The 14,765-nt window shown below is 44.0% G+C and carries 14 protein-coding genes; 8 read left to right on the top strand and 6 right to left on the bottom strand.

What is annotated here, in order from left to right; translation table 11 throughout:
• Window positions 1–2: 2 nt before the first annotated feature.
• On the bottom strand, window positions 3–656 hold the full coding sequence (locus tag ACM0OS_RS09855; RefSeq protein WP_414543002.1) for a Uma2 family endonuclease: 654 nt from the start codon (window positions 654–656) through the stop codon (window positions 3–5).
• Between the two features lie 156 nt (window positions 657–812).
• Between ACM0OS_RS09855 and ACM0OS_RS09860 the strand changes: the two genes are divergently transcribed.
• The 5 genes from ACM0OS_RS09860 to ACM0OS_RS09880 all read left to right on the top strand — a co-directional run bounded on the left by ACM0OS_RS09860 (window position 813) and on the right by ACM0OS_RS09880 (window position 4,247).
• Window positions 813–1,007, top strand: coding sequence for a DUF2862 domain-containing protein (locus ACM0OS_RS09860; RefSeq protein ID WP_414543003.1), 195 nt, complete (start codon window positions 813–815; stop codon window positions 1,005–1,007).
• A gap of 84 nt (window positions 1,008–1,091) precedes the next feature.
• Window positions 1,092–2,192, top strand: coding sequence for an ArsA family ATPase (locus ACM0OS_RS09865; protein WP_414543004.1), 1,101 nt, complete (start codon window positions 1,092–1,094; stop codon window positions 2,190–2,192).
• Window positions 2,193–2,313: 121 nt separating this feature from the next.
• Window positions 2,314–3,354 carry a chlorophyll synthase ChlG gene (gene chlG, locus ACM0OS_RS09870; RefSeq protein WP_414543005.1) on the top strand — a complete coding sequence of 347 codons (1,041 nt, stop codon included), beginning with the start codon at window positions 2,314–2,316 and terminating at the stop codon, window positions 3,352–3,354.
• 208 nt (window positions 3,355–3,562) lie between these two features.
• Entirely contained in the window at window positions 3,563–3,850 is a 288-nt protein-coding gene (locus tag ACM0OS_RS09875) for a hypothetical protein (protein ID WP_414543006.1), read from the top strand.
• A gap of 37 nt (window positions 3,851–3,887) precedes the next feature.
• A complete protein-coding gene (locus tag ACM0OS_RS09880) occupies window positions 3,888–4,247 on the top strand; it encodes a cupin domain-containing protein (RefSeq protein ID WP_414543007.1) in 360 nt (119 codons plus the stop codon).
• Between the two features lie 92 nt (window positions 4,248–4,339).
• Here the strand turns inward: ACM0OS_RS09880 and ACM0OS_RS09885 are convergent, their stop codons facing one another.
• From ACM0OS_RS09885 to ACM0OS_RS09895, 3 genes are all read right to left on the bottom strand, one after another.
• Window positions 4,340–4,885, bottom strand: a complete 546-nt coding sequence (locus ACM0OS_RS09885; RefSeq protein ID WP_414543008.1) for a hypothetical protein — start codon at window positions 4,883–4,885, stop codon at window positions 4,340–4,342.
• A gap of 80 nt (window positions 4,886–4,965) precedes the next feature.
• A complete protein-coding gene (locus ACM0OS_RS09890; protein ID WP_414543009.1) occupies window positions 4,966–5,772 on the bottom strand; it encodes an inositol monophosphatase family protein in 807 nt (268 codons plus the stop codon).
• A 202-nt stretch (window positions 5,773–5,974) separates the two neighbouring features.
• Window positions 5,975–7,423 carry a BCD family MFS transporter gene (locus ACM0OS_RS09895; protein ID WP_414543010.1) on the bottom strand — a complete coding sequence of 483 codons (1,449 nt, stop codon included), beginning with the start codon at window positions 7,421–7,423 and terminating at the stop codon, window positions 5,975–5,977.
• Window positions 7,424–7,662: 239 nt separating this feature from the next.
• Between ACM0OS_RS09895 and ACM0OS_RS09900 the strand changes: the two genes are divergently transcribed.
• Window positions 7,663–8,613, top strand: coding sequence for an aldo/keto reductase (locus tag ACM0OS_RS09900; protein WP_414543011.1), 951 nt, complete (start codon window positions 7,663–7,665; stop codon window positions 8,611–8,613).
• Window positions 8,614–8,820: 207 nt separating this feature from the next.
• Here ACM0OS_RS09900 and ACM0OS_RS09905 read toward each other — a convergent pair whose 3' ends face one another.
• The gene (locus tag ACM0OS_RS09905; RefSeq protein ID WP_414543012.1) at window positions 8,821–10,356 is read right to left on the bottom strand and encodes a DEAD/DEAH box helicase; all 1,536 of its coding nucleotides are present in this window, start codon (window positions 10,354–10,356) and stop codon (window positions 8,821–8,823) included.
• Between the two features lie 92 nt (window positions 10,357–10,448).
• Window positions 10,449–11,774 carry a 30S ribosomal protein S12 methylthiotransferase RimO gene (gene rimO, locus ACM0OS_RS09910; RefSeq protein ID WP_414543013.1) on the bottom strand — a complete coding sequence of 442 codons (1,326 nt, stop codon included), beginning with the start codon at window positions 11,772–11,774 and terminating at the stop codon, window positions 10,449–10,451.
• 723 nt (window positions 11,775–12,497) lie between these two features.
• Here rimO and btpA point away from each other — a divergent pair.
• Together btpA and ACM0OS_RS09920 are read left to right on the top strand one after the other, a co-directional pair.
• On the top strand, window positions 12,498–13,349 hold the full coding sequence (btpA, locus tag ACM0OS_RS09915; protein WP_414543014.1) for a photosystem I biogenesis protein BtpA: 852 nt from the start codon (window positions 12,498–12,500) through the stop codon (window positions 13,347–13,349).
• A 137-nt stretch (window positions 13,350–13,486) separates the two neighbouring features.
• Entirely contained in the window at window positions 13,487–14,476 is a 990-nt protein-coding gene (locus tag ACM0OS_RS09920) for a vitamin K epoxide reductase family protein (RefSeq protein ID WP_414543015.1), read from the top strand.
• Window positions 14,477–14,765 lie beyond the last annotated feature (289 nt).

Consider the following 14,765-nt stretch of genomic DNA (forward strand, 5'->3'; position numbering starts at 1 on the left):
CCCTAACTTAAACTGTCTGGGTCAACACCTAATGAACGCAGATGTTTTGCCAATTTATCTGCCCGTTGTCGCTCTTGTTGAGCCAATTCAGCCAATTCTGTGGGTATGAGTAATTTAGCGCCTGTATCTACCCGATAAAATCGCAAAAGTTCTCCTTCGACTGCTACGCGCAACCCCAGAGGTTGACATAAACCATCAGTAATCGGTTGATAAATCTCATCTTGTAACCGATACCCCTCTAATTTTCCGTTAACCCATTCTCCTTTGGGGTCAAATAACCAATATTCTAAAATTCCTAATTGTTCATATAATAATTTCTTTTGTTCTTGATCCTGCTTTTGAGTGCCTTGACTGGTCATCTCAAATACAACCTGTGGTACTTGACCTTCTTCCCAGACTTTATAGTTATCCCTACCTCCAGGCGGCACATCAAAAATTACCATCACATCTGGAGCAACTCTTAATTTGGGAAACCCTTGAGCATAATAGAGAAATTGATTTGCCAATACCGTTGCTTGTTGTCCTGCTAGGTACTGCTTCAGAACTTCCAATGTTGTTAAAATGGCATACAGATGTAAATAAGTTTCTGCCACAGGCTCTCCATCAGAACTCGGATATTCAATGTTTGGATTTGCTAAATTGATGGCTGTAGTCATAGCTTTTCCCTATTCAAGCCAAGTATTGGGGATAACTTTTTAGAGATCGCATCATTTCCCAATCTCCCCCATCTCTTTTATTTTCCCCCAAATCCATGACCGATGCGGCCCCGATTCGGCTAAACTGAGACTTGGTTTATTGCATTGTGACTAGGCATGGAAATCGGACAAAAGGTTAAGGTTTATCGTTTGCGCGATCGCGTATCTGCTTCTATTGTGAAAAAACTCGGACAAGTAGGCATTATCCAAGGCTACAAAGTTACCGATGGTGCTGGAATTGGTGTGGTAGTACTGTTTGACGACAATTCTTCGACTTGGTTTTTTGAAGATGAAATCAAACTTGTGCAATAGAAACCACTTAAGGCGGAAGCTAAGAGTATTTGCCTAGTGCTAAGTTGGAGTTGAACAGAACAGCGGGAAAAAGAGAATCAAGTAATGTCCCTGATATTGACATTTTTGGGCCAAGGCGGTGTAGCTCGTACTAAAATTGCGATCGCCGCCGCCAAGTTATTGGCAAGCCAAGGTAAGCGTGTGCTTCTAGCAGGGTTGGCAGAACCAGTATTACCTATCCTACTGGATCACCCCCTGACTCCCGACCCCCAAGAAATTGCTCCTAATTTACAAGTCGTGCAGTTTCAATCATCTGTACTGCTAGAACGTAACTGGGAAGAAGTGAAAAAACTGGAGGCGCAATACCTCCGCACGCCCATCTTCAAAGATGTTTATGGTCAAGAACTGGTAGTATTACCGGGGATGGACAGCGCCCTGGCCTTAAATGCTATCCGCGAATATGATGCCAGCGGCAAATACGATGCGATTATCTATGATGGCACAGGTGATTCCTTGACTCTGCGGATGTTGGGAATGCCAGAATCTCTCAGTTGGTATGTACGGCGATTTCGGCAATTGTTTGTCAACTCTGATTTAGGGAAGACTATTGCGGAATCGCCCTTGATTCAGCCGCTAATTAGCAGCTTTTTTAATGTCAACTGGACGGCAGATAACTTTGCAGGGCCCACCAATCAAGTCAATAATTTTTTAGAACAAGGGAAAGCTGCCCTTGCAGATCCTAATCGCATTGCTGCTTTCTTGGTTAGTACGGCAGATCCCCTAGAAGTAGCAAGTTCCCGTTATTTGTGGGGAAGCGCCCAGCAAATCGGGTTAACTATTGGTGGTGTGATTTTGGTATCGCCTGAGCCAAACGTCAACCTTGTGGAAGAATTTACACCTCTTCCTGTAAGTGTTGTTCCCGATGCTCCCACAGGCCAATGGCAACCTTTGATAGATGCTTTACCCAATTTCGCAGAACAAGCACTACAAGCCCCTAAACCAATTGAAATCGATATCCACAACCGACAAGTACGCTTATTCTTGCCAGGATTTGATAAAAAACAAGTCAAACTGACCCAGTATGGCCCAGAAGTCACAGTAGAAGCGGGAGATCAACGGCGTAATCTCTTCCTACCCCCGGCACTAACTGGGAGACAGGTCACTGGAGCGAAGTTTCAGAATAATTATTTGATCATTTCTTTTTAAGTATTGAGGTTTGGAGAAGCAGGAGTGCAGGAGAGAAAGACTGTTGGCTAGTCAGAAAATCTGTCTTCCTCATCCTCCCCTACTCCCGACTCCCTATTCCCTACTCCCCACTTATAGTCTTATGCCAGAATCGACTCCTATTAACCCCAATTCCCAGCCTGCGGAGGCTATAGATTCAGTTAAACCCGATGAGGAAATTATTGCAGTTGCCGATCGCAGTGCGAAAACTCGGCAGTTATTAGGCATGAAAGGTGCTGCACCAGGGGAAAAATCCATCTGGAAAATCCGCTTGCAGCTGATGAAGCCTATCACCTGGATTCCTTTAATTTGGGGCGTAGTCTGTGGTGCTGCTTCTTCGGGTAACTATACCTGGACACTGGAAAATGTGTTGATGTCAGCAGCTTGTATGTTACTTTCAGGGCCGCTGCTTGCAGGTTATACCCAAACCCTCAATGAATACTATGACCGGGAAATCGATGCGGTAAATGAACCCTACCGTCCCATTCCCTCAGGAGCAATTCCTTTACCCCAGGTAATTACGCAGATTTGGGTATTATTAATTGCTGGCAATGTCTTAGCTGTCTTATTAGATGTCTGGGCAGGTAATCAATATCCCACAATTACCACCATAGCTATACTAGGTTCTTTTATTGCCTACATTTATTCTGCACCACCATTAAAGCTCAAACAAAACGGTTGGTTAGGCGGTTATGCCCTTGGTGCTAGTTATATGGCTTTTCCTTGGTGTACAGGTCATGCGTTGTTTGGCGAACTCAATTGGAAAATTGTCGTCATCACGGTGGTTTACAGCTTGGCTGGTTTGGGTATTGCCATTGTCAATGATTTTAAGAGTGTCGAAGGCGATCGCCAATTCGGATTAAAATCATTACCCGTGATGTTTGGCGTTAATAGAGCCGCTTGGATTTGTGCAGTGATGATTGATTTATTTCAAGCTGTGATTGCAGTTTATCTCATCACCATTCACGAAAACTTGTATGCAGCCATTTTGCTACTGTTAATCATTCCGCAAATTACCTTCCAGGATATGTATTTCCTCCGTGACCCTCTCAAGAACGATGTGAAATACCAAGCCAGCGCTCAACCATTCTTGGTTATAGGAATGCTCGTGGCTGGTATAGCTCTGGGTCATGCTGGGATTTAAATAGGGACAAGGAAGGGGACAAGGGGACAAGGAGACAAGGGGACAAGAACAAAAATACTTCCTCATATCCCCGATTCTTCATATCCCCGATTCCTCATATCTCCCCACTTCTCCATCTCCCCAAATTTATACTTCTGTAGTCAGAAGTTAGGAATGAGGAGTTAGGAGTTAATATACTTCTAACTGTTAGTTTTTATCAGGACTTACCGTGTTAAAGTTAGCGTCTTTTCTCATTCACGGGATTCAACCTTTATTAGTCCCTATCTGCTTTGTAGCGGCTTGGAGTGTACTGATTCTCTTTGCGTTGAGTCTTTGGTCAGCTGTACGCGACGGTATTACCACAGCCAAACAAATGCATCAAATACCTTGTGCTAACTGTCAATTTTTTACCGACAATTACCGCCTCAAATGTACTGTACACCCATCTACTGCTAATACCGAAGAGGCCATTAATTGCTTAGACTATCAACCAAAGACAAATCCCATGCTTTACTAGAGATGGTAATTTACAATCTCAAATACCAAATTGATTGATGCTAGTTCAAAAACTTAAAGACTGTCAAGAATTTATTGCTGGAGATAACACCATTCTCCGGGAACTGCTACATCCTGATAAGCAACCAATAGCATTACGCTATAGTTTAGCTCACGCAAGTTTACCAGTAGGAAAAACCTCTCAGCCCCACTCTCTTTCTACCTCAGAAGTTTATTATATTCTCAATGGTAAGGGAGAAATGCATATTAATGATGAAACTCAGATGGTTGAACCAGGAGACGCGGTGTATATTCCTCCCAATACAAAGCAATTTATTCGCAACTCTGGTACAGAGCCACTGATATTTATTTGTATTGTTGATCCAGCCTGGCGTCAAGAAGATGAAACAGTCTATTAAATTAGGAAACAGTTATCAAGCATATGCTAAGAGATTTAGCCTAAATATTATTGATAACTGAATACAGCAAAATAAAAAAATTCATAATTCGCTTACTTTGAATCTTCAATTTTATTGAGCCAAATTACCAAATCATCCGAATGAATTGCGATTTCACTACCCAAAGTTTTAATATACAAAAGTCCATCGCTAATAGTTAAATCTCTCACAGGATACCAAGAATCTCGTTTCTGGATTAAAAGGTCTAGGGGAATACCTGGCCTTAAAGCATTTTTGCGGTATTTCCACCAAGCTCTCCAGAGCATGACAGATTTGGTACATTGCACCTTATAACCTTTGGGAACTTGACAATATTGATACTGATAAAAACCACGATTATCTATTTCTCCTTTGAGAAGATAACTGTGGGTTGCCAATACCTCATTTATCAGTTCCCAATGAGAGGAATTTGCATGAACCCAGAATTCAGATCCTTTGTTATTTAGTTTGGATGTAGCAATTACGCCTTCGGTTTTCGCTGTTAATTGATTGCTGCCATACACTGTTTGTGCTGTCAAAGAGGGATTTGACAATAAAACATCTTTTTTTTGGATGGAGCTTTGAACAAATTCTTGAATTAAATCTAGGCTAGACAACATAAAGTTGCTTTATACTCAGTGTCCTAGTTTAAGGGAAGCTTGCAGACACTGCAAATAAGTAACAATACGGTGCTTGACTTTTAAAGTTTTAAATTTTTGAGAAATGGCGTAAATACGCTCACCAAATCTGGACGACTCACAACAAGGGTGGGAAAAGAGCGATCGCTATAATCTTCCCCTGATAATAAAGGAAATGGTTCTGACTTGAGGGATGTCCAAGTGCCACCAGCTGCTTGAACAATCACCCAAGCCCCGGCTATGTCCCAAACTTTTGGTGTGGCCTCAAGACCACCTAGTGTGGCTCCAGTAGCCACTGTCAGGAAATTATAGCTAGCTACACCCAACATCCGAATTTTACAGGGAAAATCTGTCTGGAAAACTGCGGTGCTACGAGAACAAAGGTTAAAAAAGTGACTTTTGCTAGGAGCATCACTACTACTATGGATGGGGTGATGATTGAGGAATGCCCCCGTTGGTGTAGCTAAACCAGAGGAACCTGCCCAGAAACCATGAAAAGCTTGCCCTAGTGTTGGTACGTAAACATAACCAAAAATTGGCGTGCCTTTATACAACAAACCCAGTGAAATCGACCAAATGGGAATGCCCCTAGTAAAGTTAGTGGTGCCATCTAGAGGGTCAATGACCCAGCACCAATCTGTACCCGGAAACACTTGGTCACTTTCTTCGCTCAAAATGCCATAACCAGCAAAATTAGCAGCGATCGCATCCCGAATTTCTTGATCTGCCCATTTATCTGCTTGGGTTACCAAACTACCATCAGCTTTTTGTGAAGCCTGCACCCGCCCAAAATCTTGCATTAGTTGCTTTCCCACCCTGGTGGTGGTGGTTTGGGCAAAATCGAGAATTGTCGTCCAAAAATCATTCATGGATCAATTTTTGCGTAAATGCGTCCCTGAGCCAAGGGATATGGGAGGGATAAAGGAGATGGGGGGATGGGGAGCAGGGGAGCAGGGGAGAATTTTTCTTGCTTGTCACCTTGTCACCTTGTCACCTTGTCACCTTGTCATCTTGTCATCTTGTCACCTTGTCACCTTGTCACCTTGTCACCTTGTCCCCAGTCCCTAGCCCCTAATCTAAATCACTTTCAAGAACAGAAGCGATCGCTTGTTTGGCACTCGTTTGAAATTCTTTGACGTTGACTCGGTTAAGGAACCAAATTGACACTACCATACCCACAGCTTCTAGAAAGAAGACCATGCCGTAAGCTAGCTCCAAATTCGGTAGCACTCGGCGACCAATATCTAACACGCTACCACCTATGACCACAGCCACTCCTCTAGAGACAGACTGAGCTAATCCCCAAGCCCCAATAAAAGTACCTGCGGCTTCAGCTGCTGTGAGATCCAACATTAAACTAATTGCTGCGGTAGTTAAGAAACCAGTAGCTAAACCAAATAAAAACAAACTTGATTTCAAAAAAGCTACATTCGCCGTAAATCCTGAGATACCCAGCAATACTGCACAGATTGCCACTAATACACAACCCAGGCGTGCAGTTCTGCGTTTACCCAAACGTGGCACAATGAAAAAACCGGTGACACCGTAGGCTATCAAGATACCCATACCGTAAAACACGTTTAATCTGGTGCTTTCTGCTAGAGGCATACCAAACACCTGACCTGCATAGGGTTCCAAAATAGGGTCTTGCATAAATAAGCTGATGGTCATTACCAGCAAAAATGTGAAAAACAACCCTGTTTGCCGACTAGCTGTCAAAATTTTCCAAGCCCTACCCAGTCCCACGCTATCGTCTCGACTCTCGGTTGTGGAACGGTTGGTATATTGGGAATATTTTTTTTCTACACCTAATGTGGCGATAATGGACAGCCCAAAAACAATAGCCGGCACAATGAAAAACAATCTGTTGACAGCTGACTGTAAAGTTTCTATGGGTGCTTCTGGTGTTAATTGTCTGAGCAAGCTAGAACTAATTATTGCTCCCACAACAATCCCCACCATCAGCATTGACCAGACAATACCAACGACTTTAGAACGGTTATCTTCTTGGGATATATCTACTAATAAAGCGGCAAAGGTAGTGCCACTAGCACAAATTGCCAAACCATATACGGCAAAAACTAAAGAGAGTAATGCTGTCCAGCCAATGGTTTGAGTTGTCCATACCCAGCCATCTGTACTGCTAGCTGCTAGATTTAATTGCCACAGTATTTGTATTGCTAAAAATGAAGCGATCGCAAATACTGCTGCTCCTACCCACACATAAATCGTCCGGTTATAACCCCACATGGGTTTGAGGTCTGACATTTGACCAAACCAAATACGAGCAGGTGAAACAAATGCAGGTAGCGCTAGCACTAGCGACACCAATGTGGCTGGAATTGCTATTTCTTGAATCATGACTCTGTTGAGTACACCCAGAATCAAGATAGACATCATGCTCAGTCCCATTTGAAACAAGCCCAACCGGAACATGGTGATTAAATTCACTTGTTTCACTGGCTGGGACTTTAGTGACTGACCTGATTCAGGATCGGGAAAAAAATTGCTAGTTGCCATTGCTACTTTAACCAGAAACACTACAGGATTTAGTCTCCCTTTAATTAACCATAAACCCTCCCTTCACTAAATCTGCCAATTTTCATGCGGTTGACGACTACTTTGGGGCTGATTCACTTAATATTCCTGTGGGCAGACGAAATCTCTCCTTAAAACCTTCTCTAGTAACTTTTTGCAGTTTTGTTAGTAGCGATAAACTATAAAGGTAAAGAAATGTAAATAAAATAAATATTGCTGACGTGGAAACCATCACATTAGGAAAAAATGGCCCGGCTGTTACGCCTCTTTGCATTGGTACTTGGGCTTGGGGTGACAAACTTTTTTGGAGTTATGGCGATGGCTATGGCCCAGAACAGTTGCAGGCAGCATTTACAGCTGCATTAGAAGCTGGTGTTACTTTTTTTGACACTGCGGAAGTTTACGGTTTGGGACTTTCCGAAAAATTATTAGGGCAATTCATGCAAAAAGCCCAAAAACCAATACAGTTAGCCACAAAATTCGGCCCTTTACCGTGGCGATTTACAGGTCAATCAGTTTCTGATGCCTTAACAGATAGTCTTAATCGTCTACAAGTAGAAAGCATTGAACTGTATCAAGTACATTGGCCGTTTGCTTTCTTTTTGAGTCAAGAAACATTGCTGAATACCCTAGCCGATGAGGTGAAGCGGGGACGAATTGCCGCAGTAGGCGTGAGTAACTACTCAGCAACACAAATGCGAGAAGCTCATCAAATATTAGCTGCGCGTGGAGTACCTTTAGCTGTGAACCAAGTCCGCTACTCGTTATTAACGCGCCAAATTGAAAGCAATGGTATTTTTGCCACAGCCCGTGAGTTGGGTGTAACTATTTTGGCATATAGTCCCTTAGCTCAGGGATTGCTTACAGGTAAGTACACACCTGATAGTACTGAAACTCCCAGTGGTGCCAGGAAGATAGACCCGAAATTTAGTAAAGAAGGTTTACAGAAAATTTCTCCAGTAATTTCTTTACTCAATAGTCTGGGAGAAAAGTACACGCGCACTCCTGCCCAAGTAGCCCTTAATTGGTTAATTGCCCAGGGAAATGTAATTCCCATTGCTGGGGTGAAGACTGCCCAACATGTACAGCAAAATGCAGGCTCTTTGGGCTGGAGATTAAGCGACGATGAAATAAATCAACTAGAACAAATTACTCGCCCTTGGCTGAAGTAATAGCGATGAGTCAAACAATTTTGGATTTGCGATTTTAGATTGACGTTAGCGAAGCGGATGCCGCTCAGTGATTATTTTAGATTTATTCCGTCAACAAGCGGCCTTGCTCAAACCGAAAAAACCAATCCAAAATCCAAAATCCAAAATAGGCACTTTTACAAGTAGTCACTAGCTGATCATCACTAATGACTCATGACCAATAACTAACTAAGAAGCCGATTCTCGACCTGAATGTGAACCAAGCTTTTGACCTGTGGGGGCGACAGAAGCATCACGACGGCCTGTCCGCAGCTTGGGCTTGGAAGATCCCCGTCTTTCATCGTCTCCATTGTTGCTGTCTGATTTATTCCAGGAAGAACGGCTTCTTTCCCCACCATCACGACGCTTGGCCAATTTTGGTTTGGGTGCAGATACGTTTTCTTCTTGGGGATCTACGCCTGATTGCAACCAAGCGGGACGGGTTTGATCATAAGCAATTTGCAATGCAGCTGCGGCGATCGCATGAGCATCGTATTCTTCGATCAGTTCGCTGACTATGGGCAAGAATGAAGCTAGACGCTCACCTGTTAAGGCTTCTTTAACTTGTTCTTGCAGCTTGTTAATATGTCGTGCTTCGATTTGGGCCCTTGTAGGAATCGATAGCAATTGCCAGCTTTGGCGGTTATGGCGTTCAAATGCCTGCTGTTTGCGCCGCTCAAATGGCTGTACTAACGAAATGGCTGTGCCTTCTTTACCAGCACGACCAGTACGACCAATACGGTGGACGTAGGTTTCAGCGCTATCGGGTAAGTCGTAGTTAATTACGTGGGATAGTTGATCGACATCTAACCCCCGTGCGGCAATGTCAGTGGCTACCACCCAACGAACTTGACGATTGCGGAATCGGGTCAATAACCTTTCCCGTGCTTGTTGGGACAAGTCACCATGATATTCGTCAACACTGTGACCGGCTCCTTGCAGGAGATTAGTCAGTTCTGCCGCTGTCCGTCTGGTACGTACAAAGATTAAAGCGGTTTCTGGATCTTCCATTTCCAGAATTGGCTGCAATGCTTTAGCTTTTGTCCAGTGGCGGGGGATCAAATAAGCTACTTGATTGATTTTGTTGGGCGAGGCCTTGGGCTGCTCAACGGTGACTGTGGCCGGGTTTCGCAAGAATTTGTTAACGATCATGCGAATCGAAGGTGGCATAGTCGCCGAGAATAAAGCTGTTTGGCGATCTTTGGGTGCTTGAGACAAGATTTTGATCACGTCATCAATAAAGCCCATGCTCAACATTTCATCGGCTTCATCTAACACAAACCACTTCACTTGATCGAGTTTTAAACAACCCCGATCTAGTAAATCGATCATCCGCCCTGGTGTACCGACAACCATGTGGACACCACGCTTGAGTTGCATCATTTGCCGCTCAATGGATTGACCACCATAAATTGCTAATATCCGCAATCCTTCGTTACCGACGAATTGGGTGATGGCATCGTGAACTTGAATTGCTAATTCACGGGTTGGTGCTAAAACCATCGCCTGTACAGCTCTTTGATTCACATCCAATTTTTCTAAAATTGGCAGGGAAAATGCTGCTGTTTTGCCTGTACCTGTTTGGGACTGACCCACCACATCCCTACCTGCTAACAATTGGGGAATCGCTTGGGCTTGAATATTTGTAGGTGTGGTAAAGCCAATTTTTTCTAATTGCTCAACGCGTTCTTGTGAAATACCTAATTCTTGGAACGAAAGATTCATTAAATCTCCTCGATGTTGTTTTTTGGTTTTGAATTTGTGAGGCGAACAGCAGTCGCTCAGGAGGAAAACCCCCAAAACTCTTACAGGTTCGCTTAATTTTGACTAGTGACAACTTGACCGTAAAGGTCGTATGTATCAGCGCCGTGGATTGCTACTGGCACGATGGTTCCTAGTTTTGCCTCCCCAACGACATACACCTGGCCATCGACTTCTGGGGAAAACCTGCCTGAGCGACCGATTAGCTTGCCAGTTTGCGGATTTTCCTGCTCAATCAGAACATCAACAATTTTGCCGATTTCCTGTTGATTTTTTTTGCCAGCAATTGGCTCCTGAAGCGCCATTAACTGATGCCAGCGCTCATCCATTACTGCTTGAGGCAACTGATTAGCTAGCGTGTAAGCAGGTGTTTCTGCTTCTGGTGAAAAGGTAAAGACACCAACATGGTCAAATTCGTGCTTCTGGACGAACTCTAGTAGATGCTCAAAATGCTCTTGAGTTTCTCCAGGGAAACCAACTATAAATGTTGTCCTCAGTACCGCATTGGGTAGTGCTGTTTTGATGCGCTCAATAATCCCATCATTTACCCTTCCTTGCCAGGGACGATTCATGGCGCGGAGAATGTCGGGATGAGAATGTTGTAGAGGCAAATCTAAATATGGCAAAACATTAGGAGTTTCTTTGATTGCCGCTATGACATCTGGGGTCAGCCCGGTGGGATAGGCATAATGCATTCTGATCCACGGTACATCTACTTTCCCCAAAGCACGCAGTAATTCGGTTAACTTTGGCTTACCGTAAATATCTAACCCGTAATTGGTGGTGATTTGGGAAATTAAAATAATTTCCTGTACACCTTGACTAGCTAATTGCTCTGCTTCAGCAACTATAGATTCAATAGTACGCGATCGCTGGTTCCCTCGAAGATGAGGAATTATACAAAATGCACAACGATAATCACATCCTTCGGCTACTCTCAGGTAAGCAACGCCTTCGGTTGTCGTGCGATAACGTGGTGTAGTCTCGTCAGCGATGTAGGTTGGTTCTAGACTAACTTGTTTTACCCGTTCTCCTTGTTCTACCCGCTCTATAACATCGACAATTTTGTGATAATCACCTGTACCAACCAAAGCCACTGCTTCCGGCAACTCTTCTAGTAATTGCTCCTGGAAGTGCTGCGCCATACAGCCGGTAATTACAATTTTTTTGTCGGATTCTGCCAGTTCTACTAAAGTTCTGACAGATTCTTGTCTAGCTGCTTCTATAAAACTACAGGTATTGACTATAACGTAATCTGCTAATTCTTCATTTGTATCTACACCATAGCCTGCTTCTACAAGCAGCCCTAGCATATGTTCTGTATCAATTCGATTTTTTTCACAACCTAAGTGCGAAATTGCAATCGTCGGCTTTTCACCCATATTTTGCCAAAATCTTCAGTTTTTTGTAGTCAGATACGCAAGCGATTGTTTCGCTGCTTGTGATCCGCACCCTTATACAGTCAGCATTTAAATAACAGCTTTCCACTGTCAGCAACTGCCTGCGGACTTGTGACCTCGATAATTTCCGGTCATGCTATGATATTTCTACTATTTAGTCTATTTCCCAGGGTAAAATGGAGTGTCTTTGGGTACATTCGACACTTTTAATGTTTTTTAACAAATCAATCGCCTGTTTTGGTATTTTACATTACCGCAGCGTGTGCGTTGTTAATTTACCCGTCGGGAAGCCGCCCAAAGGGCTGGTTGTGAGAAGTCGCTACCCTCAGGGAAATCGCGCTCGCGACTACGCCTAATAAAGCAGTAATGCTACCCTGATGCTGAGGCAAGCCGACGACAATGCGCTGGCGGGGTGCCTAGAACCGCGGGAAGCTGCCTTGCGTCTTGTGAGTGGCAAACTCCTCTTCTAGTCAGGTTTTATCTTAACATATCTTATGAGAGGTTTTACACCAAATTCCATCCCAGGGAAGAGGTAGTAGAACAACCAGCTTACAACAGATTTGACTAGTTAGTTAAAAGTCAAGAGGATTCAGTGCCATAGGCAGGTTCTCAGACTTGAGGTGACTGGCGTTCAATAGTCAATAGTCAAACAAATTCTAGACTCTAGACTGGTGGACTCTAGACCCCGCAAAGCGGATTAAAGAAGTGGACTTATATCAGCTATTTAAAACTCGAACACCAATTATTGGCGTGGTTCACCTGCTGCCACTGCCGACCTCGCCCCGTTGGGGAGGCAATCTCAAAGCAGTGATTAACCGTGCCGAACAAGAAGCAGCCGCCCTAGCTAGTGGCGGGGTAGACGGCATTATTGTGGAGAACTTTTTCGACGCGCCGTTTACCAAAAATCAAGTCGATCCAGCAGTTGTGAGTGCCATGACCGTTGTGGTACAACGAATACAGAATTTGGTGACATTGCCTATAGGCTTAAATGTTTTACGGAATGATGCCAAAAGTGCAATGGCGATCGCCAGCTGTGTGCAAGCGCAATTCATTCGTGTCAACGTGCTGACAGGAGTCATGGCCACCGACCAAGGATTAATTGAAGGAGACGCGCATCAATTACTGCGTTATCGGCGGGAATTAGGCTGTGATGTCAAAATTTTAGCTGATGTCTTGGTGAAGCACGCTCGTCCTTTAAGTTCTCCCAATCTCACAGTTGCCGTCAAAGACACAATTGAAAGAGGTTTGGCAGATGCCGTCATCTTGTCGGGCTGGGCTACTGGTAGTCCTCCTAGCTTAGAAGATTTAGAACTAGCATGTGGTGCAGCCAATGAGACTCCAGTATTTATCGGTAGTGGAGCCAATTGGGAAAATATTGCTACACTGATGCAGGCAGCAAATGGTGTAATTGTTTCCAGTTCCCTCAAACGCCACGGACGCATTGAGCAACCAATTGACCCAATTCGCGTCAGTCAATTTGTAGAAGCTGCTCACCGTAATTGGAATTCTCTAGGTGAGAGTAAGTCTATTTCTCCGCCAGTGAAAATACATTCGTAATTATTAGGGAGTAGGGAGTAGGGAGTAGTGAGTAGGGGGAAGACTGGGAACTAGTACCATTATCTTTACTTCTGATATTTGTGATCTCCCCATTCCCCACTCCCCACTGCCCACTCCCTTTAGACGAATAGCAGTTTATGATTCGCCGCCGTTCTACTCCTTGGATTCATAAATGGTCGCGTCCATTGATTGCCGCGATCGCTGGTCTTGGTGCCTTAACTACGGGTTATCTCACCATTCAAAAGTTAACCGGAGGTTCTGCCGCTTGTGTAGCCCAAGCAGGTGCTAGGGGCTGTAATGATGTGCTTTCCAGTCCTTGGGCTACGGTTTTAGGTCAGCCATTAGCTTTATTTGGGTTTTTGGCATACACGAGTATGGTAATTTTGGCACTCGTCCCTTTGGTGTGGAAACCGGGGGATAACAATAGCAGTAAACAACTGGAAAACTTGACTTGGTGGCTACTTTTGGTAGGAGCGATCGCCATGTCGGTTTTCAGTGGCTATTTAATGTGGGTACTGGCATTTCAAATTTCAGCCATCTGTTATTACTGTATTGCTTCAGCTTTGTTCTCTCTGAGTCTTTTAACGCTGACCCTTCTCGGTCGCTCTTGGGAAGACATCGGACAAATTTTCTTTACTGCAATTATTGTGGGGATGGTAACCCTGATTGGTACATTAGGTGTCTACGCTGGTGTCAATCAATCAGGCGTAACTGGAGACGCCACTCCTGGACAAGCACAAAGAATCACCTTTACTCCCCAAAAACAACCTAATCCAGCCTTTGGTTGGGAAATGACCACCACCTCTGGTGAGGCAGAAATTGAATTAGCACGGCACCTGTCAACGATAGATGCTAAGGAATATGTTGCCTATTGGTGTCCTCATTGTCACGAACAGAAACTACTTTTTGGTCAAGAAGCTTACGAGATTCTCAAAGAAAAAGAAGTGATGATAGAGTGCGCTGCTGATAGCCCCCAAGGGCAACCAGAAGTTTGTAAAGCAGCAAATATTACAGGTTTCCCCACTTGGATTATTAACGGTCAAAGCTACAGCGGAGTCCAAAACCTCGATGAACTGGCAAAAGTTTCCGGTTATACAGGTCCTAGAAACTTTAGGTATTTTAGATAATTTACCTAAAAAGGTTAAGGCTCATACAACATCTACAGGCTGCTTATGCAGCCTTTTTTGTGTAGCCAAAGCTTGTCATAAATTAAAGGTAATGTGGACGGGTTTCCCGACTTGTAGACGCCCTCTGGGCGGCTTCCCGCAGGATGCGGACTGGCGTCAAGTGGCGTGGTTTCTTTCAAGAGTGACTATTCTTGGCAGGGTAGCGAGTACGAGTATTACTCAAGATATACTTCATTTAAATAAGAGCAGTTATATTTATACTGAACTTGTCTTATCCTAATAAGCACAA

Origin of the sequence: Nostoc sp. CCY0012 (assembly GCF_963920855.1) — a bacterium.
Taxonomy (GTDB): Bacteria; Cyanobacteriota; Cyanobacteriia; order Cyanobacteriales; family Nostocaceae; genus Cyanocohniella.